Origin of the sequence: Chitinophaga sp. 30R24, from assembly GCF_049056765.1 — a bacterium.
Lineage (GTDB): Bacteria > Bacteroidota > Bacteroidia > Chitinophagales > Chitinophagaceae > Chitinophaga.
Genome location: NZ_JBJGXX010000001.1, coordinates 1,109,200 through 1,136,094, shown reverse-complemented (window position 1 = coordinate 1,136,094; position 26,895 = coordinate 1,109,200). Strand labels below are relative to the sequence as shown.

The 26,895-nt window shown below is 43.5% G+C and carries 25 protein-coding genes; 9 read left to right on the top strand and 16 right to left on the bottom strand.

Annotated features, from left to right (window positions below):
- Together ACDQ55_RS04750 and ACDQ55_RS04745 are read right to left on the bottom strand one after the other, a co-directional pair.
- Positions 1 to 597: a DNA polymerase ligase N-terminal domain-containing protein gene (locus ACDQ55_RS04750; protein ID WP_420980011.1), complete on the bottom strand. Its 597-nt coding sequence runs from the start codon at positions 595 to 597 to the stop codon at positions 1 to 3.
- Entirely contained in the window at positions 594 to 1,376 is a 783-nt protein-coding gene (locus ACDQ55_RS04745; protein WP_420980010.1) for a Ku protein, read from the bottom strand. The genes ACDQ55_RS04750 and ACDQ55_RS04745 overlap by 4 nt, the downstream gene beginning before the upstream one ends.
- Before the next feature lie 126 nt (positions 1,377 to 1,502).
- Between ACDQ55_RS04745 and ACDQ55_RS04740 the strand changes: the two genes are divergently transcribed.
- Positions 1,503 to 1,832, top strand: a complete 330-nt coding sequence (locus ACDQ55_RS04740) for a hypothetical protein (protein WP_420980009.1) — start codon at positions 1,503 to 1,505, stop codon at positions 1,830 to 1,832.
- 87 nt (positions 1,833 to 1,919) lie between these two features.
- Here ACDQ55_RS04740 and ACDQ55_RS04735 read toward each other — a convergent pair whose 3' ends face one another.
- Positions 1,920 to 2,471 (bottom strand): ferritin-like domain-containing protein, encoded by a 552-nt coding sequence (locus tag ACDQ55_RS04735; protein ID WP_420980008.1) that lies wholly within the window; start codon positions 2,469 to 2,471, stop codon positions 1,920 to 1,922.
- 50 nt (positions 2,472 to 2,521) lie between these two features.
- Positions 2,522 to 2,713, bottom strand: coding sequence for a hypothetical protein (locus ACDQ55_RS04730; protein ID WP_420980007.1), 192 nt, complete (start codon positions 2,711 to 2,713; stop codon positions 2,522 to 2,524).
- A gap of 312 nt (positions 2,714 to 3,025) precedes the next feature.
- On the opposite strand from ACDQ55_RS04730, the gene ACDQ55_RS04725 reads away from it, so the two are divergent.
- The gene (locus ACDQ55_RS04725; RefSeq protein WP_420980006.1) at positions 3,026 to 4,465 is read left to right on the top strand and encodes a sensor histidine kinase; all 1,440 of its coding nucleotides are present in this window, start codon (positions 3,026 to 3,028) and stop codon (positions 4,463 to 4,465) included.
- Between the two features lie 60 nt (positions 4,466 to 4,525).
- Positions 4,526 to 5,965, top strand: coding sequence for an ATP-binding protein (locus ACDQ55_RS04720; protein WP_420980005.1), 1,440 nt, complete (start codon positions 4,526 to 4,528; stop codon positions 5,963 to 5,965).
- A gap of 48 nt (positions 5,966 to 6,013) precedes the next feature.
- Here the strand turns inward: ACDQ55_RS04720 and ACDQ55_RS04715 are convergent, their stop codons facing one another.
- From ACDQ55_RS04715 to ACDQ55_RS04705, 3 genes are all read right to left on the bottom strand, one after another.
- The gene (locus ACDQ55_RS04715) at positions 6,014 to 7,447 is read right to left on the bottom strand and encodes a sigma-54-dependent transcriptional regulator (RefSeq protein WP_420980003.1); all 1,434 of its coding nucleotides are present in this window, start codon (positions 7,445 to 7,447) and stop codon (positions 6,014 to 6,016) included.
- 69 nt (positions 7,448 to 7,516) lie between these two features.
- Positions 7,517 to 7,942 carry a response regulator gene (locus ACDQ55_RS04710; RefSeq protein WP_420980002.1) on the bottom strand — a complete coding sequence of 142 codons (426 nt, stop codon included), beginning with the start codon at positions 7,940 to 7,942 and terminating at the stop codon, positions 7,517 to 7,519.
- The gene (locus tag ACDQ55_RS04705; protein ID WP_420980001.1) at positions 7,890 to 10,163 is read right to left on the bottom strand and encodes a glycosyltransferase; all 2,274 of its coding nucleotides are present in this window, start codon (positions 10,161 to 10,163) and stop codon (positions 7,890 to 7,892) included. Before ACDQ55_RS04705 ends, ACDQ55_RS04710 begins: the two co-directional genes overlap by 53 nt.
- A gap of 419 nt (positions 10,164 to 10,582) precedes the next feature.
- Here ACDQ55_RS04705 and ACDQ55_RS04700 point away from each other — a divergent pair, with 419 nt between their 5' ends.
- Entirely contained in the window at positions 10,583 to 10,861 is a 279-nt protein-coding gene (locus ACDQ55_RS04700) for a hypothetical protein (RefSeq protein WP_420979999.1), read from the top strand.
- A gap of 103 nt (positions 10,862 to 10,964) precedes the next feature.
- Here the strand turns inward: ACDQ55_RS04700 and ACDQ55_RS04695 are convergent, their stop codons facing one another.
- The 6 genes from ACDQ55_RS04695 to ACDQ55_RS04670 form a co-directional block, all read right to left on the bottom strand.
- On the bottom strand, positions 10,965 to 11,987 hold the full coding sequence (locus tag ACDQ55_RS04695) for an NAD(P)H-dependent glycerol-3-phosphate dehydrogenase (protein WP_420979998.1): 1,023 nt from the start codon (positions 11,985 to 11,987) through the stop codon (positions 10,965 to 10,967).
- Positions 11,988 to 12,040: 53 nt separating this feature from the next.
- Entirely contained in the window at positions 12,041 to 13,420 is a 1,380-nt protein-coding gene (locus ACDQ55_RS04690; protein WP_420979996.1) for an efflux RND transporter periplasmic adaptor subunit, read from the bottom strand.
- A gap of 22 nt (positions 13,421 to 13,442) precedes the next feature.
- The gene (locus ACDQ55_RS04685) at positions 13,443 to 14,876 is read right to left on the bottom strand and encodes a TolC family protein (RefSeq protein WP_420979995.1); all 1,434 of its coding nucleotides are present in this window, start codon (positions 14,874 to 14,876) and stop codon (positions 13,443 to 13,445) included.
- A 244-nt stretch (positions 14,877 to 15,120) separates the two neighbouring features.
- Positions 15,121 to 15,558, bottom strand: coding sequence for an ABC transporter ATP-binding protein (locus ACDQ55_RS04680; protein ID WP_420979994.1), 438 nt, complete (start codon positions 15,556 to 15,558; stop codon positions 15,121 to 15,123).
- 169 nt (positions 15,559 to 15,727) lie between these two features.
- Entirely contained in the window at positions 15,728 to 16,417 is a 690-nt protein-coding gene (locus tag ACDQ55_RS04675; RefSeq protein WP_420979993.1) for an ABC transporter ATP-binding protein, read from the bottom strand.
- A 44-nt stretch (positions 16,418 to 16,461) separates the two neighbouring features.
- A complete protein-coding gene (locus ACDQ55_RS04670) occupies positions 16,462 to 17,709 on the bottom strand; it encodes an efflux RND transporter periplasmic adaptor subunit (RefSeq protein WP_420979992.1) in 1,248 nt (415 codons plus the stop codon).
- A 218-nt stretch (positions 17,710 to 17,927) separates the two neighbouring features.
- Here ACDQ55_RS04670 and ACDQ55_RS04665 point away from each other — a divergent pair, with 218 nt between their 5' ends.
- The 5 genes from ACDQ55_RS04665 (at position 17,928) to ACDQ55_RS04645 (ending at position 23,996) form a co-directional block, all read left to right on the top strand.
- Positions 17,928 to 19,283: a sigma-54-dependent transcriptional regulator gene (locus ACDQ55_RS04665; RefSeq protein WP_420979990.1), complete on the top strand. Its 1,356-nt coding sequence runs from the start codon at positions 17,928 to 17,930 to the stop codon at positions 19,281 to 19,283.
- 9 nt (positions 19,284 to 19,292) lie between these two features.
- Complete coding sequence (locus ACDQ55_RS04660) at positions 19,293 to 20,642, top strand: sensor histidine kinase (RefSeq protein WP_420979988.1); 1,350 nt, start codon at positions 19,293 to 19,295, stop codon at positions 20,640 to 20,642.
- 71 nt (positions 20,643 to 20,713) lie between these two features.
- Positions 20,714 to 21,391, top strand: coding sequence for a lysoplasmalogenase (locus ACDQ55_RS04655; RefSeq protein ID WP_420979987.1), 678 nt, complete (start codon positions 20,714 to 20,716; stop codon positions 21,389 to 21,391).
- A 96-nt stretch (positions 21,392 to 21,487) separates the two neighbouring features.
- Entirely contained in the window at positions 21,488 to 23,086 is a 1,599-nt protein-coding gene (gene nadB / locus ACDQ55_RS04650; protein WP_420979986.1) for an L-aspartate oxidase, read from the top strand.
- Positions 23,087 to 23,138: 52 nt separating this feature from the next.
- On the top strand, positions 23,139 to 23,996 hold the full coding sequence (locus ACDQ55_RS04645) for a lysophospholipid acyltransferase family protein (protein ID WP_420979985.1): 858 nt from the start codon (positions 23,139 to 23,141) through the stop codon (positions 23,994 to 23,996).
- A gap of 103 nt (positions 23,997 to 24,099) precedes the next feature.
- Here the strand turns inward: ACDQ55_RS04645 and ACDQ55_RS04640 are convergent, their stop codons facing one another.
- The 3 genes from ACDQ55_RS04640 to tsaB all read right to left on the bottom strand — a co-directional run bounded on the left by ACDQ55_RS04640 (position 24,100) and on the right by tsaB (position 26,888).
- Positions 24,100 to 25,503, bottom strand: a complete 1,404-nt coding sequence (locus ACDQ55_RS04640; protein WP_420979984.1) for an MBL fold metallo-hydrolase — start codon at positions 25,501 to 25,503, stop codon at positions 24,100 to 24,102.
- 133 nt (positions 25,504 to 25,636) lie between these two features.
- Positions 25,637 to 25,996 carry an ArsR/SmtB family transcription factor gene (locus ACDQ55_RS04635; RefSeq protein WP_012788619.1) on the bottom strand — a complete coding sequence of 120 codons (360 nt, stop codon included), beginning with the start codon at positions 25,994 to 25,996 and terminating at the stop codon, positions 25,637 to 25,639.
- A 214-nt stretch (positions 25,997 to 26,210) separates the two neighbouring features.
- Entirely contained in the window at positions 26,211 to 26,888 is a 678-nt protein-coding gene (gene tsaB, locus ACDQ55_RS04630) for a tRNA (adenosine(37)-N6)-threonylcarbamoyltransferase complex dimerization subunit type 1 TsaB (RefSeq protein WP_420979983.1), read from the bottom strand.
- Positions 26,889 to 26,895 lie beyond the last annotated feature (7 nt).

Here is a 26,895-nt window from a genome sequence, read left to right as displayed (position 1 = left end):
TTATAATTTTTTTTTTGCCGTTGCTTTGGCAATAGCTTTTTCTGTTAGTCCTTGTGCTTTAACCCGATCCGGCGTGTAATCTTCACTGTTATACGTCCCTACCGCATATTTATCTTTGTGTTTAATGAGCAACCAGGCATTGTCTTCCCTTCCTTTCATTTTTACCAACGCGAATTCGCCTTTTAGTTTTTTACCTTTCAGCACTATTTTCAGGTCGCCGGTATTGAGCTCCCGTAGCGCTTCTTTATCAAAACTATTCCCTTCCGGATGCAATAATTCAAAAGTACCTTTGTCCCAGATGTACACCGTGCCTGCACCATAATTGCCAGCAGGAATGGTTCCTTCAAAATCTTTGTAATCATAAGGGTGATCTTCCACTTCCATGGCCAGTCTTTTATCTGCGTAACTCATGGAAGGCCCTTTGGGTACTGCCCAGCTTTTCAGCACACCATTTATTTCCAGCCTGAAATCATAGTGCAGCCGGGAAGCATGATGACGTTGCACCACAAAAATATGCTTTCCTGCTAAGGGCTTACCAGAAGCAGGTTCGGTTGTTTCTTCAAAATTCCTTTTCTGTTTATACTTAATCAGGCTCATAATGCACGCTTTTTAGTTGGTGTTTTCCCCAGACTGGCTTTCAGCTGATCAAAAAGATTATCGCTTTTAGTGTGTACCACGCGCATTTTTTTCGCCACTGGTTTCTTGCCACCGGCTTTAGCCTTAATGATCTTCATCAGCTCTGCATTGTACTCATCCTTATATTGGGTAACATCAAATTGTTCCGAATACTGTTTTACCAGTTCCATTGCCATATCCAGCTCCTTTTTTGCCAACTTCACCTGAGCAGGGAGGTGAAGGTCTTCCGTAGAACGGATCTCCTCTGCAAAGCGTAACTGCTGCAAGAGTAAATAATTATCCCGTGGCCTTATTACCGCCAAATGCTCCTGTGTACGCAACACAAAACGGCTTAGTCCTGCTTTACCCGTCTTCTCAAGGGTTTGCTGGAGAAGGATATAAGCCTTTTCGCCTCCTTTAGCGGGTTCAATAAAATAGGGCGCCTCAAAATAGATGTCATCAATTTCTGTTTCTTCTACAAAAGAGGTTATTTCTATGATCTTATTTTTTTGTGGACTGGCAGCTTCAAAATCCGCTTCATCCAACAACACATATTCATCATTATACAAATATCCTTTTACGATCTGATCCCAGGGCACTTCCCTGCCGGTATCTGCATTAACACGCTGGTACTTGATATGCGCCCCATCTTTACTATCTAACATATCAAGGTCTAACCGGCTATCCTGAGTAGCGCTATAAAGTTTTACAGGAATATTTACCAGTCCGAATCCTATCGCACCTGACCATATTGCTCGCATGATTAATAGTTTTGGTATTAAGAGAAAAAGTTAACACAAATAGTACCACTCTCTGAAAACATCGCGGCATAACTTTTGGTTTTGGGGGCTTAACTAAAACCATTTTTTATGGATAAACCAGGTGAAATGACAACTTTAACTCGGGTGCTGGAAAAACTACAAGAGAGAGGCTTTGATCATGAATTAAAAATGAGTGATCATGGTCGATTACAAAACAAAGACGCACAGAAGATCTATAATCCGGAAGACCTAACCATTATTAAAACCTATCGTTTTGAAGGAGAATCAGATCCATCAGACTCTTCTATTCTTTATGTGATGGAAGATCACGAAGGAAAAAAAGGCTATGTACTGGATGCCTACGGTGCTTATAGCTCTCATACAGAAGCTGGTTTCGATGAGTTTATTCAAAAAATAAAAGTAGAAGACCGGGAAGAGCAATTGATTTTTGGATAGCTTATTAGCAGAAAAGGGCTCCTGCCAATGCAGGAACCCTTGCAGTTTTCCATCAACAATATTATACTTTACAAACCTTCGTATTGTTTATTCCGCTGCAGCTTCTTCATTTACAGTAGACTCAGCTACATCTGTAAGCAAGCTGTCAGCGTTCTTTTCTTCAACTAAAGTTTGTGTTAAAATTTTCGCTATATCATTATGCCCCATTACACTAGCCAATGTCCGTAAACTTCCGTAGGCAGATATTTCGTAGTGTTCAATTTTCTGGGCAGAGATAATGATGCCGGCATCCCTTACCGACGAATCTGCATCGGTATCAGCTACTAGTTCCTGGCCTTCGGCAATCAGACCTTCCATAGCTTCACATTTCTTGGTTTGCGCTTTTTTACCTAGCATTTCGAATACTTGTTCCAACCTGGATACATGTTCTTTTGTTTCTTCCAGGTGGTTACCAATACATTCTCTTAATTCTTCAGCAGTAGCGGCCTTCTGCATTTTAGGCAGGGCTTTTACAAGATTTTTTTCCGCCCAGTAAATATCCTTGAGTTCTTCCATAAACAGGTCAAGGAATTTGGATTCGGGCATTTTTTCGTGGCCAGTCTTTCTGGCTGTGCTAGTGGATGTTCTGGTAGTAGGCATTGTTACAGATTTTTTTATGAAAGAAATGGTTAATTAATACTTTAAGCTTCCTATTCCTGGATAGCCTGCGGATCTGCAGGTTGCCGGGGTACTTCCCTTTCCGGCACTTCCCGTGGAACAGGCTCTACTTCCGGCTTGTCAGGCGGCGGTTGTATAGGAACCTGGGGCTCCTTTCCCGGCTCCTGTTTGTCTGGTGTAGACGGATCAGGAATAGGTTCTCTGTTTTTATCCGGAATACTCATATTGCGCTGTTTTATTGTTAAAGAACTGATAGTTAGTCATCCAAAGTTCATTCCAATGAACACCATTGCTTTATTATAAAAATTGTTATCCCTCTTGCTAACATAGACCTATAAGGGGTTAGGACAAACCGTCTTTATATGCTACCCCCTGTAAATACCCCCTATCCTGCCGCGTTCGTAATGCATGTAGAATTAAATAGTCATTTGTGGAATATGTTGCGCAGCAGCAATTAGCGCGTAAACCACTTTATTTTACGCGCTAATTCGTACATAAATAGTAAATTGAAATGCTTTACCATCCTGGTTATTCAGATGCATTTCTCAGTACAAAAAAAGATACGGTTAGGTTTTTTCATCGCTTTTACGGTTATCGTAACCGCTTCCGTTTTCTCCTACCTGGTAGCCAAGAACTTGTTGGACAACGCTGCCAGGCTTAATCATGCCATAGAAGTCTCCAAAAGGCTGGAAGTAATTACGCGACAACTCAAGGAAGCCGAAGCGGCCATCCGGGGGTATAATCTTACGAAAGACAGTACCTTTCTGAATCCCAGTATGCAGGAACGCAGTAACCGCATAGAAAGGGAATACCTATTGCTCCGGAAAATCACAGCAGACAATCCCAAACAACAACAACGCCTGGATACGATCCGCCAGTTATTAGCCGTTAAATACCAACAGCTGAAGGTAGCCGGTGATAAATCTACCCTGGTGAATCAGCTATCTTCTGTAAAAGAAGGGGAAAAGTCTATGGACCTCATCGACAACAAAGTGCGAGAAATGATCAGATTCGAAGAAGGACAGGTACAGGAAAAAACCGAGTTATTTCACTTCTTTGCGGTAATGTGGGTACCGATGATCTTTATTTCCTCACTGGTTGCCATATTAATTGGTATATATTCCTATGTTACCCTCAATAGGGAATTTAAATTACAACTACATATAGAAAGCAGGATGAGGTCTTACCAGAGAGACCTGCAGCAAAATATTTCCCTGCTAAACAAAACCAACGAAGAGCTGGAGCAGTTTGCCTATGTAGCCTCCCATGATCTGCAGGAGCCATTACGGAAGATCTCTACTTTCAGCGACCGGCTGCAAATGAAATATAAAGACCAACTTCCGGCAGACGCTACACAACTAATAGACCGTATGGTATCAGCCGTTTCGCGCATGCGCGTGCTGATCAACGATCTCCTTATTTTTTCACGGGCAGGCCGTATCACACCGGAAAGCATTACCCCGGTAAATATGAACAAGCTATTGCAGGAAGTACTCAGCGATCTCGAGGTAACGCTGGAGGAAAAAAATGTGCTGATAAATTACGACCAGTTACCAGTTATTGAAGGTAGCCACACCTCTTTCCATCAGTTGTTTCAGAATCTGCTGGCCAATTCCATTAAATTTGCCAGCTCCGACAGACGCCTGGAAATAAACATCCACCACCAGCTCCTCAATGGAAAAGAACTAGGTATAGTAAAAGAGAACCGTTGGAACGATGTATTCTCCCGTATTAGCCTGGCCGACAATGGGATTGGCTTCGAACAGGCCTACGCAGAACGTATTTTCCTCATTTTCCAACGGCTGCATGGCATCAGCGAATACTCCGGAACAGGCATAGGACTGGCTATCTGTAAAAAAATTGTAGACAGTCATAATGGTTTCATACAGGCGTATGGAGTACCCAACAAAGGCGCTACCTTCGTTATTATACTTCCACTGAAACAAAAACCTCAAACAGATGATCCAACCGCCTGAATAAAAGCCTAGCATTTTTATTGCGGAAACACCCTTTTTACAAATTCCTAAATAACACCCATGAGCGACCAACTGATACATATATTAGTGATAGATGATGATGAAGATGATTTTTTTCTGGTAACAGAGCTGCTTCATGATATCTCACCTGGACAATATGTATTGGAATGGGCACCTACCTTTCAGAAAGGCGTGGCCGCACTGGAAAAGAACATCTATGATGTATTTCTTGTAGATTACCGGCTGGGAGCCAACACCGGGATTGATATCCTCTACCGTATACAACAAATGCCCAGCCAACCGCCGGTAATTATGCTTACCGGTAAAGGCGACTATAATATAGACCGGGAAGCCATGCTGGCAGGCGCTTACGACTACCTCGTAAAAGGGGAGATCACGGCAGATCTGTTGGAAAGATCCATCCGCTACGCGCTGGATGAATACAATCATCGGCGGTCCATTGAAGAAAGCGAGAAAAAATACTACGGCATTTTTGAAAAGGCGCACGATCTGATCATATTGGCAGATGGCGACAAAAAGATCATTGACGCCAATCCTGCCGCCTTAAAAACACTACAATATAGCCAGGAAGAAATACTAACCCTGCACCTGGGCAACCTCTTCCTGTCTCAGGAACAAGGCGATCATTTTCTTAACAATATCGACCATAACAACCCTACTAATACCCGGGAATATGAATTTAAAACCGCCGATAATAAAAAACTGGTCGTACTGATCAATGCCGTTACGCTTGATGAAACGGAACAGATACTCCTTTGTGTAATTCAGGATATTACCGAGAAAAAAAGGGAGGAACAGGAAAAGCAGCACCAGGAAAAATTTGTAATCACCGGGCGCATAGCCAGAGTAATCGCCCACGAAGTAAGGAATCCGCTAACGAATATCCTGCTGGCCGTCAGCCAGTTTAAAGAAGAGGAGATTGTATCCACCAGTGAAGATACGCTCCTATTTACAGATATTATTGAACGGAACTGCACCCGTATTAACCAACTTATCACGGAACTGCTGCACAGCACCCGCATGATAGAACTACACATGGCACCACATGGCATCAATGAGTTGATAGAAAAAGCCTTACTATTGTCGCAAGACCGGCTGCAACTCAATGGGATCACGTTGAAAAAGAACCTGGTATCACCCGATATCATGGTTAATACAGATGAAGAAAAAGTGGTGATTGCCTTTTTAAATATCATTATCAATGCTATCGAAGCGATGACGCCAGGAAAAGGCATACTAACAATCACTACCACAAAAAGTCAGGACAAAGCTAAATTACTGATCAGTGATAACGGAGTAGGCATTGCAGAAGATAAGCTGGCCAGGTTATTCGATCCGTTCTATACCAATAAGGCCAAAGGCACCGGCCTGGGGCTAACTAGCACGCAAAACATCCTGCTAAACCACAAAGGCACTATACATATAGACAGCGAAACCGGTAAGGGGACGGTATTTACCATTGCCCTACCGGTTATTTAATACCTTGCTCAGTTTGTGTACGGGTTACAAATAAGCAAATGGTCAGTTTTAATAATTAATATTTAGCAAGCGTAATTTATTATACAAAGTTTTGCGGTCTATATTCAATACCTGTGCAGCTTTTGTTTTATTGTATTTCACCTCTTTCAGCACATTGATGATCTTATTATACTCTGCCTGCAGGGCTACTGTTTTAAGGTCATTGTCGTTAGACAAGATAGCCAGTTCTCCGGATATCTGTAGCTCTTCCGGTGCTTGGGAGAAAGACTCCTTCATTTCCAGCGGAAGTGCCAGCATCGTAATATCTTCCATTTCCGGCGTTAGCAAGCAGGCCCTTCTGATCACATTTTTGAGCTCACGGATATTTCCTGGCCAGCTGTACTGCTGGAAACATTCCCATACTTCGGGAGAAATTTTGCCGCAGGTTTTATCCAATTCCTTGGCGACCTGGTTTACAAAAGCTGTGGTAAACAGCGGCAAGTCTTCCCGGCGTTCCCGTAATGGCGGAATGTAAATAGTGAATTCATTCAGGCGGTGGAAGAGATCTTCCCGGAACTTACTGCGTTGCACAGATTCGGATAGTTTTTCGTTGGAAGCCACAATGATGCGTACATCAATAGGAATTTCCTTGAGGCTACCCACGCGGCGTATCACCTTCTCCTGTAACACGCGCAACAAAGCCACCTGTATATCGTAAGACAGGTTAGAGATTTCATCCAGGAAAAGCGTACCGCCCTGTGCCTGTTCGAATGCGCCTATCTTGGTATTAATAGCGCCGGTAAAAGAGCCTTTTTCGTGCCCAAACAACTCACTGGCGGCCAATTCTTTAGAAAGACTGCCACAATCCAGGGCTACAAAAGGCTGTTGATTACGCTTACTATGGTGGTGGATAAGGTGCGCTACAGATTCCTTGCCTGTACCGGTTTCACCGAAAATAATCACGCTATAATCAGTAGGTGCTACCAGCCTTATTTGCCGGAATAATTCCTTAGCGCCATCACTTTCACCATATACATATTTATCATTTTTATCGTTTTGGTTGCGCGACAAGAGCGTTTCCCTTACCTCCGGCTCACTGCCAGATTCAACGGGCCTCACTGCCTGCCTTTCCTGCTCTGCTTCTTTATGCGCAAATGCCTTATGTACCAGGTTTAAAATTTCATCTGGATATAATGGTTTGGAGAGATAATCATATGCCCCGTTCTTTACCATTTCCACGGCTACTCTTACATCTGTATAACCAGTAATAATGATGACTATGGTAGATGGATTAATCTGATGGATATCCTGCAACAGTTGTGCACCATCGGTATCTTTGAGTCTGTAATCACATAGTACAAGATCATAAGTTTTCTCTTTCATCATTTTGAGAGCGGCGCCACCAGTCATAGTAGTATCCACATCAAATCCATGTTTTCCGAGAAACTTACTCAGCAATGTACAAATATTAATTTCATCGTCTATAATCAGGATATTTTTCATACTTCTTTAATATGTGGTAATTGGCAACAGAATAGCTGGTTAAAATTACGGATTAAAAATAACAGGCACTTACTCGCTTTTGATATTATCTATCAATTCATCAACATGTTTTACGCTGAAAGGTTTAGCCAGGAAAAAAGCGGCTCCTGCTTTCAGTGCGGTTTGTTTCTCCATCGCATTATCATAAGCGCTAATGGTAATTACGGGCAATGTGGGGCATTTCTCCTTAATTACCGGCAAAGCTTCCAGTCCGGACCCATCGGGCAGATGGATATCGAGAAAAAGCAGGTCAGGCTGATGCTTAAGGATAGCCTGCATGCCTTCCCCTAGCTCATGCACATATTTCACAGCAAACCCATGTCTTACGAGGGTAAGTTGCAACAATCTGCATATGTCTGGCTCGTCATCGATGATCAGAATACTGGGACTTTTCTTTTTGTTGTCAGTTGAAGCCGAGTCTAACCGGCTCCAGGCTGTTTTGTTTCGTTGTAACATACTTATGCTTATTCCATTGTTCCATCAAAAGTCTGGCAATCAGGTAACACACGGTTGATTCGGCGCCTTGGTTCTGGTTAACGTTTGTTTTTTCTAGTCCGTCGTAGCAACCGTAGGTTAATGGATTATAAACAAGTTGTTTCAGGTGGTTATTCCCTAAATACCAACTAAATGCCAAACGCATTTTTTCCAGATACAAAGTATTTTTTGTGATATTATAAAACGTGTTTAATGCCAACATTGTATAGGCAACTTCTATAGATTGCTCTCCTCCATCTTCCGGCGCCTGTTCGGTATTTTTATGGTACCAGGTTTTATTGCTGATTACTTTCATATGGCTGTCGGTAAATGTTTTACTACAGAGGAAAGCCAGGCTGTCTTCGGCTGTCCTGCGATAAGCCTCTATACCGGTTACGTGATAGGCCATCATCATGGCTTCAGGTAGTACGGCATTACCATAAGTTAGGCAGGATTCATACCAATTCCATGTGCCGTCGGCTTCTTCCTGATAAAAAGCGTACAATTTTGTCGCCAGGTTTTGGAGCAGCTCTGCCGCTCTTCCTCCTTGTTTATAACTCAGGAAATAATACAGCCCTTTGATCGTGAACGCAATAGACCGGGGCGACTGCAGCGATTCCATCCAATTCATAGATTGCCTGAATAATGACAGGGCATCTTGTACAGCATCGAAAGAAAGGTTTCTATAGGAAGAGAGCGTATAGCCCAGGGCCCATACTGCGCGGCCATTGGCATCTTCCAGACTAACCTCCTCATTCATAGGGGTAAATTCCCCCTCAATATCTACATAATTGAGGAACTTACCGGATGGCTTTTGGCAATAACCTATAAAATCGATGTATTTACGGCACAAGGTATTAACGAAATTATTGGGTTTCAACTCGTTAATATACATGCACATGGCAATCAACGCGCGGGCGTTATCATCGAGGGTATAGCCATAATCCGGATCAGGCAGGTCGTGTTTTGAAAACTGTAGCATACCAAATTCATCAGTCATCCGATCTATATGATCAAGGTAGGGGGGTGGCAAATTTGGCATTAATTTGTCTTCTACCAGGGCTTCGCTGATCACGCTCATGTGGGCAATGGCTACGTTTTCCCAGATAGAAGGACGGGTTTTTTCGATAGCAGCAAGGCTCATTTTCCGGCGCATTTCGGGGTTGCCCAGCAATTGCAGGGCACTGGCAGCCAGTTGTTCCGGACTATTAAAATCGATCAGTACACCGGCTCCATCTTCCAGCATTTCGCGGGCTTGTACAAAAGAAGTTGAGATCACTGCACATCCGGCGCTCATAGCATATACAAATGTGCCGCTTACTGCCTGATGCGGATCTTTAGAAGTAAAAAGATAGATATCCGTGAGGGCCAGGTAATCTAACAGATTTTTCAGGGAAAGATAGCTGTTTACAAACCGTACATTGTTCTCCAATCCCAGTTCTTTTACCAGCTGTTCCAACGATTCCCGGTATTTTTCCCCTTCCCGTGAGAACACCACCGGATGGGTTTTTCCTAATACCAGGTATACTGCCTCAGGATATTGAGCTACAATATCCTTCATGGCGCGGATACCTGTTTCTATGCCTTTATTTTCACTCAGGAGCCCAAAGGTGCTAAGCACCAGTTTGCCTTCCAGATTATACTGTTTTTTGAGGGCAGGCATATCATCTACAATGTGCGCATGGGTACCATGCGGAATATGTACAATTTTTCCTTCGGGCACATGGTAAACCTTGCGCAGGAGGTCTGCCGATGAACGGGTCATCACAATTACCTTAGCAGCCAGTGCGCTGATAAGGCTTACCACCTTGGTGCATTTAATATCCGGATAAGGCAGTACGGTATGGAAGCGTACCACAAAAGGCTTATCCAGTAAAGAAAGCATTGCCAGGAGGTTGTGTCCGTATTCTCCACCATATAAACCAAATTCGTGTTCGAAACAAACCAGGTCTATTTTCTTATTATCGTTTATTTTTTGTGCGAACTCAATGCAATTATCAATATCAAATGGGTTCACAGTATAGTTTACAGGGGCTGATATTTGATTAGCTGGCTTTCCTGATTCCTGCAATGCTGCAATTTCAATATTCAGGTTGCCTGCAAAGTTCTTATTCAATGCATTCACCAGATCCTGTGCAAAAGTAGCAATACCACATTCACGGGGAGGGTAAGAAGTAACAAAAAGCAAGGTTCTAATCTTCATGGTAAAAATTTTATGCACTCAATTAACAAAGTCCTCAATTCCCTTGGCCGGGACATAGTACGTTTCAAATATCAATCCAATGCACCAGCAATGGCTTTTTCACCGGAAGCCCACGAAAAAAACGTAGACTTTTTTCCACAGTTATTACCCGGTGTCCACAGACCGGATATGAGAAAATAATTGCATTTACATTGCATTAACAATATATATAACCATAAATAATTATAATTGTATAACAATTCAGCTGGATAGAGGAATTATTTGGCACAAATAGCAATATTATATTAACAATTTAGGGTACAATAATGTTCTTTTGTCCATATCAGCTTATTTTAGCCGAAATAAGCAGCAATCACCAGCTAACATGTGATTCATACTAAACCGATATCTTTTTTCTCAATTTAAACCCAACTGGCGTTATGCGAAACATTGCATGCACTTTCAATGTAGATGGTGTCCCCACAAAAATCAATCTGCGGAAACTCCCCCGTCAAAGAAGATTTCAGGCAATTATCGACCGGAACATTACAGAGTATATTATTTCTGACGAGACGAATGAAATTGAATATTATGAGGGGCCTGTATTAAATGACTACCTTTTTTCACGTATTGCAACATTAATCAAGCAGTATTTCCCCAATGTAAGGGCTATTATGAAGATCGGAGAAGATAATTATGAAGATTACGATGATTTTTAGTCTTTTCCGCAAAAGTATCTGGCTGTAAAAAGTAAATTCAAAAAAGAAGAGAGCAAAAGATAATTCCTTTGCTCTCTTCTTTTTTGATAAAGATAAAATAGTATCAGATAAATGATTTCTCCAATGCCAGGAAAGCCTCTGCCGGCTGCTCCTGTTGCCATAAAATAGTATATACGGCCTGTGCAATAGGCATAAAAGCCCCTATATTGCGGTTCATCTCATACATACTTCTGCAGGCATAATACCCTTCTGCAATCATATTCAGCTCCAATTGCGCCGCCTTTACGCTATACCCTTTCCCTATCATATTGCCAAAGGTCCGGTTACGGCTATGCAAGGAATAACAAGTTACCAGCAGATCGCCGAGGTAAGCGCTGGCGCTGTAGTTATGTACCAACGGAGAGGTACCTGTAATAGCGGCTTGCAGCTCTTCATACTTTTCCAAGAAATGTTGCATCTCACGAAAACAGTTGGTAATGAATACACTGAGAAAGTTGTCTCCATATTCCAGGCCATGCGCAATACCTGCACCCAAAGCATAAATATTTTTAAGCACGGCAGCCAGTTGCACACCAACTACATCAGTATTCACTATGGTTTTCAGATAGCTGCTGGTAAACTTATCTGCAATATCCTGGGCATTTTTCAGGTTGCAACCGGAGAAAGTAAGGTACGATAACTTTTCATTGGCTACCTCTTCTGCATGGCAAGGGCCTGTAATCGTGAAATATTGCTCTACCGGCAAATGATATTGCTTATTCAGGTATGCGCCGATCAATGAATTGGTACCAGGCGCTAATCCTTTAATAGCAGAAATCACATTCTTATGCTGTAAGGCATCCGGTGGGAGCAAACGCAATACGTCTTCCAAGAAAGCAGAAGGCACAGACAATACCACCTCATCGCAGGCAGCTACCATTGCTGGTAGGTTATTGCTGAGCGACAGCAGATTAGTATCAAAATATACAGAAGTGAGATAATGCTTATTATGATGACGCAACTGCATATGTCGTATGGTTTCTTCATTCCTGATCCACCAATGTATATGCTGTCCGTTATCTGTAAGGATCTTTGCCAGCGCAGTGGCCCAACTGCCACTGCCAATTATACCGATGCTCTTGCTCACAATGTGAATTTTTACGCAATATAAGCAGAAAGCAGGTTGCAGTACGCTTTCCCTTACTTCTTCTCCCCTTCAAACAGGGAAGCCTTAGGCACTACCTTTACCTTTTTACTATTCCCTAACGTACGGGAAATAGCAGTATAGGGAGCGCTTACCACCTGGTCGCCGGCCTGTAATCCAGACAATACCTGAATCCAGGCTTCATCTTGTACGCCTGTTTTTACAGGTACCATCTTAACAGTACCATCCTGTTGCAATAAAAAAACTACTTCATTCAAATCTGCTTTAGTACTGGCAGAAGAGCCCGGAGTGGTATCATCCTGTTGCGGCTTCTTTTTGTCGCCAGACTTGGTAGAATCTGCATCGCGGGTACTTACCGCATTGATGGGGATAGCGAGTACATTATTTACATATCTGGTTTGTATATCTACGCTCGCACTCATACCCGGGCGAAAAGGATACGCACGGGTATTGCCTTTTATGAGTAAGTCCTGATAACTTTCCGGAAGAATACGAATATGTACAATATAGCTGGTTACCTGCTCTGCAGAAGAAGCACTGGTAACGCTAGCAGTAGCAGCTCCTTTGCTGGAACTTGCAATCTGTGTTACAATTCCTTTAAACTGCCGGTTATTATATGCATCCACTTCAATGAGGGCTGTGTCACCAAATTTTACTTTGGGAATATCATTCTCTCCAACGTCTACCTGTACTTCCATACCATTCATGTCTGCAATGCGCAGCATTTCAGTACCGGTCATCTGTGCGGTGCCCACTACCCTTTCCCCTTTCTTTACAGATAGCAGGGAAATAATACCACCCATAGGAGCAGCGATAGTAGTGCGGCTCAGATTTTTATTGGCTTCGTTTAAATTAGCCTGTGCACTAGCCACAGCAAATTTGTTCCCATTTATTTGTTGTACAGCGGCATTATAATCTGCCTGGGAAGCCAGGTAGGTTGCTTCAGACGTTTCAAATTCTGATTTAGAAATTACTTTCTGGGCGAGCAGTTCCTTGTTCCGCTCGTAAGCTGCTTTATTTTGATCCAGCCGCGCTTTGTAAGAGTTAAGGGAAGCCGCAGAATTGGCTAACTGCGCCTGGCTCTGACTCATAGAAGCCGCGGCTTTGTCTACCATCGACCCGTAAATATCTGCGTATATACGTGCCAGTACCTGTCCTCTTTTTACAGAATCGCCTTCCTGCACCAGCAGATCAGTAATTTCACCTGATACATCGGAACTTACCTTTACTTCTACTTCCGGGTAAATTTTTCCGCTGGCAGTTACCACTTCAATAATATTCCTGTTGGCAGCCTTGTCTACCGCCACTTTAATACCTTCATCTTTGCCAATTACGCCGGATGCCTTGAGCACCAACAATAAAATAACGAGTGAACCTATTATGCCTATGAGCCAATAAAATGTCTTTTTCTTCATAAAGCAGTTTATTTCGGAACCGCTACAACGATATCTTTTGATCTCTGTAGAATTCCAACAATTTCATTTTAAATATGTAATCGTATTGCGCTGAAACCTTGTCTATCTGCGCCCTGAATAATTTACTTTGGGTGGTAATATAATCAATTGTATTCATCAGTCCCAGATTAAAGCGTTTAGTCGCAAAATCATAGGCTTTCTGAGCGGCATCCACACCTTTACGGGAAGCGCTATATTTCTGCAATGCTGCTACAGCATTGGCATGTGCAGTGTAAATATCCTGTTTCAGCTTTTGGTTATCCAGATCCCTGGAGAGCTCCATATTCTGTACGTTTAAACGGGCTTTAGCCGTGTTAGCGCGTACTTGCCAGCCATTAAAGAGTGGAATGCCCAGGGTAATACCAACAGACTGTTTAAAATTCTGGTCTATCTGTTTGGAAAAAGGCATTTTGTAGTAATTCAAATAGTAGGGAGACAATGTAGTAACCGGTAAATCGGCATTCTCTACCACGCCAATGGTATCCTTCCGGAAAGCCAGATCTCCCGGGCTCTGGATGTTATTGGCATAAGAAGAACCTAAGCCCGCATTGAAAGACAATTTAGGATACAGTTGTGCGCGGGTAGCTTTATAATTACTTTCTGCAGATTGTATCCTCAATTGATCTGACTTTACCAGTGGATAAGTAGTTATGGCTACGCTATATACCATTTCTGGCGCCATTTCGCTTAGAGGAGCCAGTGATAAAGACCCAATATTATCCGGAATTTCTGGTTTGAGCGGAATATCAAATCCAAGATTGAGATAAGCTTTTAATTGCAGGATAGACAGTACCACGTTATTTTGAGCAGTTACCAAACTGGTACTGTCTTGTGCCAATTGTGCCTCCAGGTCGGCCTGATTGCTTTCCGGAACGGAACCGGCAATTACCAGCTTTTTGGTATTTTCCAGGTTGGAATTAGTTAACTCCACCTGCACCTGGTTCACTTTTACCTGTTCTGTATTTAAAAGTATCTGAAGAAAAGCAGTGGCTACATTGAAAGCCAGATCATTACGTGCTTTCTCCAATAAAAAGCTGTTAGACTCCAGGTCGTATTTATTAGCGGCAATCGTGTGCAGTCTGGAAAACCAGGTAAAAATATCTCCCCCAACAGACAAACCTCCGTCGGCAGTAAAAAAAGACTGGGTGATATAAGTATTGGTTTGGGGGCTGGGATTACGTCCTTGCTGGTACCCTGCATCCATAGAGGCGTTTACATTCGGGATCAGTCCCAAACGGCTTTGTTTCAGCGTTAGTTCCGCCAGCCGCCGTTGTATTTCCTGCTGTTTTACATTCAGATTATTTTGCAAGGCATAATCCACGCAACGTTGCAGGCTCCAGGTGTCCTGCGCTACCGTGGCTGTTATGTTAGCAAACAATAAGACCAGGATTACTCCTGCTATTCGGGATATTCTCATAACCTTCCAAAAATATATTAATTGTGAGGATACTTTCTCCCTCTTCTTGATAAAAGGCAAAAATTTAGTAGGTATGGCAGTATTACTCACCGGTTGAGCGTACAACATAATCTTTTTTTTACATAATTTTTAGCAGATCCGCGTTTACCCATAAATGTGTCCGTCGCGGATCTGGATGATACGGTTTCCGTACGTGGCGTTTATATCGGAATGAGTGACCTGCACAATGGTAATTTTATCTTGTTCATTTAGATGTTTGAAAAGCTGCATGATCACTTTTGCCTGATGAATGCAGGTTACCGGTAGGCTCATCGGCCACCCGGCTCTCTCTTTCCGATGAGGAAAGGCTCTTGTACAACAAAGGGGTTTCTATGTTTTCATATACCGTCAGCTCATCTATAAGGTGGTAAGCCTGAAAAACAAAACCGATAGCACCCCGATGCAATTGGGTACGTTTTTTCTCATTCATTTTATCTACCCGTTCCCCATCAAACAAATATTGCCCTTCGGAGGGCCCTTCCAGTAATCCCATAATATGCAGTAACGTAGATTTACCGGAGCCGGAAGGCCCCATAATGGATACAAATTCGCCTTCATCAATAGTGAGGTCTATATCTTTAAGGATATAATTTTTTCCGGATCCAATGGGGTAATGCCTTGAAACTTTCTGCAATTGTATCATGATCAATAAATTATTACAATAGTTGACTGACGTGCTGCATATCGTTACAGCAATATAGGGGATTATTCAGACTTAATAACCTTCTACAGGATATGTTAATATCACTAGCATACTTCTCACGGAAACGGATATACTTCCACTCGCGATAAAGCTTTTAAAGCGGCAACAATTATACGTGAAACTGCTCTTTAATATTTTCCGTTACTACCCGTCCATCGAACAGGTTAACAATGCGATGCGCGAAACCGGCATCATAAGGCGAGTGGGTTACCATAATAAGGGTAGTACCTGCATTATTCAGTTCCTGTAGTAATTTCATCACTTCTTCCCCATTGGAGGAATCGAGGTTGCCGGTAGGCTCATCGGCCAGTATCAGATTAGGCTTGGCTACTACTGCACGGGCAATGGCCACCCTTTGCTGCTGACCGCCCGAGAGCTGTTGCGGAAAGTGGTTACGGCGATGCATGATATTCATGCGCTCCAGCACTTCTTCCACTTTCCCTTTCCGCTCTGCAGCAGGTACTTTCAGATAAAGTAAAGGTAGTTCCACATTTTCAAAAACCGTAAGCTCGTCGATAAGGTTAAAGCTCTGGAACACAAATCCGATAGCCCCTTTTCTGAGCTGGGCGCGCTGTCTTTCGTTCATACGGGCTACTTCTTTACCCCAGAAGTGATACTCACCATCGGAGGGATTATCTAACAACCCTAGTATGTTGAGCAAGGTAGATTTACCACAGCCGGAAGGGCCCATAATGGCTACAAATTCTCCTTCCTGCACTTCCATGTTAATGCCGTTTAAGGCAGTGGTTTCTACCTCTTCTGTGGTGAACAGCTTTTGTAAGTTTACAGTACGTATCATAATGGATAATGAATTTTATTACTGGTTATAAAAACGAATGAACACTAAAAAGATAAAACATCTTTATTTCCAAAGTTGCTATAGGAAGAAGTTATCACCTGATCGCCCGGCTGCAAGCCATCCAATACTTCAAAATATAAAGGGTTTTTACGGCCCAGGGAGATATTCCGTTTAACAGCGCGGTTCCCACTCTTGTCTACTACATATACCCAGTTGCCGCCGGTGTCTGAAAAAAATCCGCCGAGTGGTAAAAGGATCGCTTCTGCAGACTTCCCCAATACCAGGCGGATAGGAGAAGACTGCCCACGGCGGATACCGTCAGGAGTATTCTTTTCAAAATTCAAGTCTGCCTGGAAACGGCCGTTTTTTACTTCAGGATACACTTTGGTCACTACCATACCGTACGTTTTTCCATCGAACTCAAATGAAGCTTTCAAACCGGCAAATACTTGCGACACATAGTGTTCGTCGATATCTGCCCGTAGTTTAAACCCATTCAGGTCATCTATTTGCCCGATATTCTGGCCGGCAGTAATACTAGACCCTACTTCCACATCAATAGAGGATAATTGCCCGGATAAAGGTGCACGTACGATCAGGCTGTTGAGGTTTTGCCGCATCAGCTCCAGGTTCTGCTGAGTACGAGCCAGGGTGCCTTCCAATTGTGAGATTTGCATCCTGGCGTTATCCTGCTGATATTTTTGTGATTGCAGTTGTATGTCTTTCTGCCTTAGCAGTCCTTCCAATTCAAATTTATTCTTGTTGAATTCCTGGCGGGCTACTATCTTTTCTTCCACCAGTTGTTTATTACGGTCGTACAGGTCCTGGGCGGCGGCTATTTTAGCATCGATGTCGGAAAGGGCTTGCTGCATAGCAAATTCCTGCTGCCGGATGTTTAACCGGGTGTTCTGCAATTCGTTCCTTAAACGGTAGATTTCTGTTTCATGGTTAACGAAGTCCATCATCATATGCTGGTTGTCTAACCGGAGAATAGAATCGCCGGCTTTTACCATACTGCCGCCTTCCAGGTATTTACGGCTTACATAGCCACCTTCAATAGCGTCCAGGCGAATAGTTTTCAAAGGCATTACTACGGCTGTTACGGCTATATATACGTCAAAGGTGCCCTTTTTAACAGTAGAAATGGAGATCTTATCTTTCTCCACATTAAGGGTAGCCCGGTGGTCTGCAAAGATCAAAGTATATGTCAGCAGCATAACCACCGCCACACCACCACCTATCATTATGATGCGCCTTTTATTCCAAAATTTCTTTTCTATTTTTCTATCCATATTATTAGCGAAAAGTTTGCTGACCAGGGGAAAGTCAATCCACATGCCAAAGGCCCAAAGTATTTACCATTAAGGAATTAGCAGAAAAATTACATTTAAAAAATGTCCCCTGCCGAACACGTGGTGTCCATTAACGGACACTTTTAAAAGCGCCTGAAATTAGCTGCAGGTTTGAGAAAATCTTTGTTTAATATTGTTGACCATTCACCTTATCGCATATGAGTACCATGCAACCCGCAAAGATTTTAATTGTAGATGATGATGTAGATGTATTACGTGCTGCCCGTTTATTGTTGAAGCGGCATTTTGAACAAATTGATGTTGAAAAGAACCCACAGAGAATACCTTACCTCGTTACCAACTTCGATTATGATGTGATCCTGCTGGACATGAACTTCACCCGCGATTTAAGCAGTGGCAAAGAAGGGTTTGAATGGCTCGACCGTATACTGGATATCAAACCGGAAACAGCTGTGGTATTATTTACTGCATATGGCGATGTAGAAATGGCGGTAAGGGCTATTAAAGCCGGGGCAACAGACTTTGTGTTAAAGCCCTGGGAAAATGAAAAGCTCCTGGCCACCATTCAAACAGCCTATAATAAACGTATTGCCAACCAGGATACATCCACCGTAACCACACCTCAACCAGGCAATGGCCAGATCATTGGAAAAAGCCCGGCTATGCTGACAGTATTTGATACCGTATCAAGGGTGGCGGCCACCGATGCCAACATCCTGATCCTTGGAGAAAATGGTACCGGTAAAGACATGCTGGCCAGGCAAATACACGCGCAATCAGACCGTAGCAACAAACCATTTGTAAGCGTAGACCTGGGCGCTATCATCGAAACCCTTTTTGAAAGTGAACTCTTTGGCCATGTAAAAGGCGCTTTCACTGATGCACGTGAAGACCGGTTTGGCCGTTTTGAAGAAGCCAACGGTGGCACCATCTTCCTGGATGAGATCGGGAATATTTCCATCCCCTTTCAGGCCAAGCTCCTTACTGTATTACAAAACAGGTCTGTTACCAAAGTAGGTTCCAACAAAAGTGTACCCATAAACGTTAGATTGATCTGCGCCACCAACCGCAATATCCAACACATGGCTACCCAACACCTATTCAGACAGGACCTGCTTTACCGTATCAATACCATCGAACTACATCTGCCGCCCCTCCGGGAACGGGGTGAGGATATTGTGCCCCTCGCAGAACATTTCATGCAACTATACCGCGATAAATACAAACGCCCGGTACAGCATATACACGAATCGCTTGTCACCCAATTGCAACGTTACAATTGGCCGGGTAACATCAGAGAACTACAACACGCTATTGAAAGAGCAGTGATTCTATCCCAGGGTAAAACGCTGCAACCTAAAGACGTTTTCGTAAAAAACATCCATACTACTACCGATCCAACAATGGATACCGGCTATAACCTGGAAGAAATGGAACGGAATGTTATCTCCCAGGCTATGAAAAAATGTAACGGCAATATCACCGAAACAGCCAAAGAACTAGGGCTGAGCCGTGCAGCGTTATACAGAAGATTGGAAAAATATAACATCTAGCCTCCGGGAATGCACCCCATGAACCGCTTCAGCGTCAATATCGGATTACGGGTTATTATGCTGACGATCAGCATAGGAGCCACCCTCTGGCTATACCTGCATACCATGCAACCTTTGTCGTTCCTGGCACTTCCGCTGGTATTAATACAATTGTATAGCCTTTACTATTATCTGAACAGGGTCAACAGAAAGCTAACCCTGTTCCTCGAATCTATCCGGTATGAAGATTTTTCTATCCGTTTCAGCGCCGATAATAAGCTGGGTAAAAGTTTTAGCATGCTCAACCATCAGTTTAACGAAGTATTGGAAGCTTTCCGGCAAACCAGGGCAGAAAAAGAGGCTAACCTAAAATATATTGATATCATTGTTCAACACATCAGTATCGGTGTATTATCATTTGATGCAGAAGGGAAAATAGAACTGATTAACCCGGCAGCCTTCCGGCTGATGGGCATTTACCGGCTACGCAACATTTATGAGTTAAAAACAGTACATCCCGGGCTGGCAGAGCTGTTAATAGAACTATCTTCCGGCCATAAAACCCTGTATGCCACCCGGCAGGAGCAGGAGCTCTCCATCCATGCAGCTACGGTACGCCTCCAGGGCCGTTTAATTAAGCTGATCTCTATACAAAATATCCATTCTGAGCTGCAGAAAAAAGAATTGGAGGCATGGCAGCACCTTACCAAAATACTGCGCCATGAAATCATGAATTCACTTACCCCCATTGTGTCGCTCATTAGTACCATGCAAGAAATCGTAGACCTCGACATCGCTCCAGGCACGCAACACCAGGAAGGCATCTCAGACTTACGGGAAGCCCTCCAAACCGTAGAAAGCCGAAGCAAAGGCATTATGAACTTCGTGAATGCTTATCGTGATTATACTACGCTTCCTCAACCACAATTTACCCGTGTAAATGTAAAAACGCTGATCAGCTCGGTTAACCAGCTATTCCAAGCAGATATGAAGCAGGCAGGCATACACTTTCAACTAGAGATAAATGTTGATAACCAGGAGATACATGCCGATAGTTCCCAATTGCAGATGGTACTGATCAACCTGGTTAAAAACGCTATGGATGCCCTCGAACAAGCACCGCAGCCACACATCAGTATGAAGTTGTACCTTAACAACGCCCAGCAGATCTGTATAGAAATAACAGATAACGGACCTGGCATCGACAGAGACGCGATGAACAGAATTTTCATCCCTTTCTTTACCACAAAAAAGAAAGGTTCCGGTATTGGTCTTAGCTTATCGCAACAGATCATACAAATGCATGGCGGCCAATTGAAAGTAATCAGCCCTGGTGTTAACGGCAACGGCACTACGTTTTATATTTTGCTGAACACCTAAAGCCAGATGAGTGTTAATCCCGTATATATGATCACGAATAAATATTATTTGGTACTACAATCCCTTTCCTCATGCTGCGAACCCGAAGCCTTCTTATTTACATACTCATATTACTGGCTGATATCCTATTGATAGTATTACACAGGGCAGATCTGCGTTATACAACCAAGCCTTTGCTAATGGTTCCATTAGTCGTATACGTATTGTATGCAAAAGTAAAGATGTCTTGGCCTTTCCGGTTATTCTTACTGCTCGCACTCTTTTTCTCTTCTATCGGAGACGATCTCTTGCTGCACGACAACTTGTTCCTCCCTGGCCTGGCCAGTTTCCTCTTCGCACAGATCATGTACCTCGTTTTTTTCCTGAAAATCAGGTTCAGCAATGTGCCTATACCTTCTTGTAAGTATCCGTTTATTTTCCTGAACGCTGCGGCTGTGATCGTTTTTATTCTTTTCTTGTTGCCCTATCTGGGCGCCTTAACACTCCCCGTGGTGATTTATGCAGTTATGCTTTCCATTATGGTACAAAGCACATTGCATGCGTTTCATTTCTGGCGGCAACAGGCAGGTTGGTATTGTGTTGCCGGCGCCACATTATTCCTCGCATCGGATACGCTCATTGCTATAGACAAATTCTACCATCCATTGCCAGGAGGCAACATCATTGTTATGCTTACCTATGGGCTGGCCCAATTAGGATTAGTATATGGTGGCATCTCCTATTTTCCACGGGCTAGAAACGTGAAGTAATGCTATACAAAAGGTTAGTGGATAAACAGCCTGCTTGGCACTATCGGTATCGATTTTGTTCCAGCAAAGCATTTTTAATGCTTATTTTTGCCCACTATGCAGCAAACAGATTTTCTTGTCATCGGTTCTGGGATTGCGGGGCTCACTTACGCGCTCAAGGTATCACAACAATGCCCGGATAAAAAGATTACCATCATTACCAAAAGCCGGGAGGATGAAACGAATACAAAGTATGCCCAAGGTGGAGTTGCAGTGGTAAATGACCTTGAAAACGACAGCTTCGAAAAGCACATAGAAGATACCCTTATTGCAGGCGACGGACTTTGTAACGAACAAATAGTAAAGATCGTTGTCACGGAAGGTCCGGAGCGGGTGAACGAGATCATAGAATGGGGCGCCAATTTCGATAAAAACCCAGATGGCGAATTTTCACTGGGCCGGGAAGGCGGACACTCTGTATTCCGTGTGATCCATCACAAAGACATAACCGGGCAGGAAATAGAACGGGCCTTGTTGGACGCCATTCACCGCCGGCCTAACATAGAGCTGATCACGCATTGTTTTGTTGTAGACCTGATCACCCAGCATCACCTGGGCTACCTGGTCACCAAATCCACTCCAGATATAGAATGCTATGGGGTATATGTACTCAATCTGTCTTCCAATAAAATAGAAAAGATACTGGCTAAAGTAACCTTACTGGCTACCGGAGGCAACGGGCAAGTGTACCGTAGCACCACCAACCCTGTTATTGCTACCGGCGACGGAGTAGCGATGGTATACCGGGCCAAAGGGCGTATAGAAAATATGGAGTTCATCCAATTCCACCCTACAGCGCTATACCAACCAGGTGTAAACCCTTCTTTCCTCATCACAGAAGCAGTAAGGGGTGATGGAGGTATCCTGCGCAATATTCATGGAGAAGATTTCATGCATAAATATGATCCCCGGCTGTCGCTGGCGCCACGCGATATTGTAGCCCGCGCGATAGACAGTGAAATGAAGATCACCGGTACAGAACATGTGTACCTCGACTGCCGGCATATGGATCTGGAGAAATTCATCCATCACTTTCCCAACATCTATGAAACCTGCAAAGCTGCCGGCATTGATATCAGTCAGCAAATGATCCCTGTAGCGCCGGCTGCACACTACAGTTGCGGAGGCATTAAAACCAACGAATGGGGCCAAACCTCCATCCGCCACTTGTACGCCTGCGGTGAATGTGCCAGCACAGGGCTGCATGGTGCCAACCGCCTCGCATCCAATTCACTGCTGGAAGCCATGGTATTTGCACACCGCTGCTTTATGGATGCTACCAGTAAAATAGACCTGCTGGAGTTTAAGGAAAATGTGCCCGATTGGGACGCTACCGGAACCACTGCACCCAAAGAAATGATCCTGATCACCCAGAGCCTTAAAGAGCTGAAACAGGTGATGAGCGATTATGTGGGCATTGTGAGAACCGATGTGCGTTTACAACGCGCACTCCGCCGCCTCGACATCCTTCATGAAGAAACAGAAGACCTGTACGAAAAAACGATGGTATCGCCACAGCTGTGCGAGCTGCGTAACCTAATCACGGCCGGCTACCTCATCGTAAAAGGCGCTTCGTTCCGGAAAGAAAGCAGGGGATTACATTACAATACAGACTATCCGTTCAAATCAGCGCTGGTACAAAACATTGTACTGTAGCTAACGGCTGTCTTTTCCTACCTTTGCGCAGGAAATATCAACAATAGGAAATATGTATTATCTGCTGCTTGCTTTTTGCTATAGCCTTTCCATATTGCCATTTCCGGTGCTGTATTTCATCAGCGATATATTTTACGTGCTGGTGTATTATGTGATCGGGTATCGCAGGAAAGTAGTGATGGAGAATATGACACAAGCCTTCCCGGATAAGTCAAAGGAAGAAATAACCATACTCGCTAAAAAATATTACCGTAATCTTACCGATATGATGGTGGAAACCATCAAACTGCTCACCATGAGCAAAGCCCAATTACAAAAACGCTTCCAGTGCGATCTTACGGTATTGCACCAACTCTATGCTGCAGGTAAAAGCTGCCAATTGCACTTGGGACATAACTTTAACTGGGAATGGGCTAACCTGTTCTGCATGCAGGGAGTACAATACCCGTTCCTGGTAGTATACATGCCGCTCACAAACAAGCCTGCCGACCGGATGTTCCGGCATTTCCGCGAAAAGTTTGGCACCATCCTGATACCCGCCAATGATATGGGACATAGCATGCGCGACTGGATGCAGCGGCAATACCTGATCGCCCTGGTGGCTGATCAGAATCCTGGTAAGCCTAAAACCTGCTTCTGGTATCCTTTCCTCAACAAAATGACGCCTTTTTATAAAGGCCCAGAAATGGGCGCCAAACGGGCCAATATACCTGTAGTATTTGTAGATATCCGAAAAGTCAAAAGAGGCCATTACCATGCTACCTTGCAGCTGGCATTCGAAAATCCGCAACAAGAGCCCAATGGCAAGATTACAGAGGCATTTGTGCACTTTCTGGAAAAGAACATCTACGAACAGCCCGAAGTATGGGTATGGAGCCACAGAAGATGGAAGCATCCATACAACGGATAAGGCTTCGCCCCACAAGTATTTGGTGGTAACCATGGATTAGCCCGCCAATAAAAAGGCTGCCTTCTTTCGAAGACAGCCTGCATATAGGTTACCACTGAACCGATTAGTTCAGTACTGTTTTTTCCTGTACCACCAGTAATCCTTCCTGGTCTTTCATTTTAGTGAATCCCCCTTCTACATTGCGCAGATTATGGATGCCTTCCTTTTTCATAAGAGAGCAAGCAATAATACTGCGATAGCCACCTTGGCAATGCACATAGATGTTATAATTATCCTCCATGTCTGCTAATTTTCCGGGGTCCATCATATCGCCGAGCGACAGGTTAACTGCATTTTTGATATGGCCGTCTGCAAATTCGATAGGCTTACGCACATCCATGATCACCAGATTAGGATCGTGTGGAATGTCCATTGCCAACTCATCTGCTTCTACGGTAATGATCATATCTTTAGCTTCCCCAGCAGCTTCCCAGGCAAGATAGCTGCCCTCAAGGTAACCCACTACGTTATCGAAACCTACACGGGCCATTCTTACTACAGTTTCCTCTTCTTGGCCGATAGGGGCAACCAGAATGATGTCCTGATCAAACGGCAGCAAGCTACCGGCCCATTCTGCAAAACGGCCTTCCAGGCCAATACTGATGGAACCTGGAACAAATCCGTCGCCAAATTCATTGGCCCTGCGGGTATCCAGGATGAGTGCACCTGCTTTAGCTTTCGCTTTAAATTCTGCCGGAGTAAGCGGTTTCATCGCTTTCTCCATGATGGCAGTCAGCGTATCGTAACCTTCTTTATTGATTTTGGCATTGATCGGGAAGTAAGAAGGCGGCGCAGACAGGCCATCAGTAACTGATGCAATAAATTTATCTTTATCAGTAGCCAATAAAGCGTAGTTCGTTGCTTTCTCTTCTCCGATTGTGCTATAGGTATTTGGGCCAAGATTTTTGCCACAAGCCGAACCCGGGCCATGTGCGGGATACACAGTTACCTGGTCTGGTAATGTTTTGATCTTGTTATTAAGCGAGTCAAAAAGATAGCCAGCCAGTTCTTCCTTGGTAAGATTACCGCTGAAAAGATCCGGACGTCCTACATCCCCTACAAATAACGTATCTCCGGTAAAGATAGCATAAGGCTGCTCTTTCTCATCCAGTAACAGATAACAGGAAGATTCCAGGGTATGACCTGGTGTATGCAACACTTTTAATGACACTGCACCAATAGCAAATACTTCATTGTCTTTGGCAATATAACTTTCAAAGCTGGTATCGGCATCCGGCCCATAAATGATTTTAGCTCCGGTGGCTGCTGCCAGTTCCAGGTGACCGGAAACAAAATCAGCGTGAAAATGCGTTTCAAAAATGTATTTAATAGTAGCGTTGCGTTCTTTCGCCAGATCAAGATAAACTTCAATATCACGTAACGGGTCTATTACCACAGCAACACCCTCAGATTCAATGAAGTAGGCTGCTTCTGACAAACAGTTGGTATACAATTGTTTTACGAACATGGTTTTTGATTTTTGCAAATTTACAACTTCTGGGCCTGTCGTACTTATGGATAAAATCTATATAAAAATAAAAAAGTAGCCGCATGGCTACTTTTTTATATAATCTCTTCCGTACGGATACGGAACCATACTTTTAACCAACAAGTTCTTCCACGAATTTCGCCACTTCAGCAATACGTTGCTTGTTAATGGTGTAGTGAATAAACTTACCATCTCTTTCTGTAATTACAATGCCAGCGCGCCGTAAAATGGCGAGATGTTGCGATGCTACCGATTGTTCCAGACGCAATTTCACATAAATCTCTGTCACGGTCATTTTTTTATGGTCTTCCAACAGCTTAATCATCTGCTGGCGCAGCTTATGGTTGATAGCACGAAGAACCATAGCAGCTTTTTTGACGGCAATGTAATCCAATTTGATCTGGTCTTTTTCATTGGTACCTCTAGAAATAATAAGAGTATTAGAAGAGGTAGTTAATAATGTTTTTTCCATCGCATAATAGTTTTAAAAAAATGATGAAATGAAAGGGATCAACGGACAGTACTCGCAAACAGTTAGACAACAATTGCGGTAATCGATTTATACAAAAATATAATATTTGTCACAATAAAAAAAATTTCCATACCTTATTTTATCATATATAATCCTAGGATACTTGCAAATTAGATGTAATTTGACAGTTGTATGACGAAATCAAACGTATGTGTTAGGGTTTTTGGGTCGAATAAAACGGTTTTATGTAAAATGGGCTAAAATAAGCCAGATCAACGAACATTCTTTTCTCGAATGCCAGCTCCGAAAGCGGTGCCATGTGAGCTGAACTTATTACATATTTCGCAAAAATAGCATTTTTATGTGAAGATAACATCAGTTCCCACTTAGGGCTACCATCTCCGAAAAAATAAATCTTTTTCTGGGCCAGTTTAGCGTCAAGCGAGGTAGCTTCCAGGATCATAGCTTGCGGAGACATAATTTCCTCTAAATGCGGCGTATACATTGCCATAAACACCTCCTGTCTGCGGGCATCCAACATAGGGCAATACCAGGCTTGTTCATCTTTCAGTTCAGCAACGAGTCCCTGTGCCATCATTTGCAGCGTAGAAATGGCCAACAGCGGCTTATCCCAGGCATAACACAACCCTTTGGCGGTTGCTACTCCCACACGTAAACCCGTGTACGAACCCGGGCCAGCGCTCACCGCAACTGCGTCTAGCGCTTCCGGCAATAGTTGGTGTTCTTTCAACAGTTGTTGTACAAACAAGATGATGCTGGCTGCGTGGTCTTGTTGCTTTTCATTAATCAGTGTCTGTAACACTTGCCCATCACGGGAAAGGCTTACAGAGCCAATGGTAGTTGCAGTATCTATATTCAGTATGAGTGCCATGAAAAAA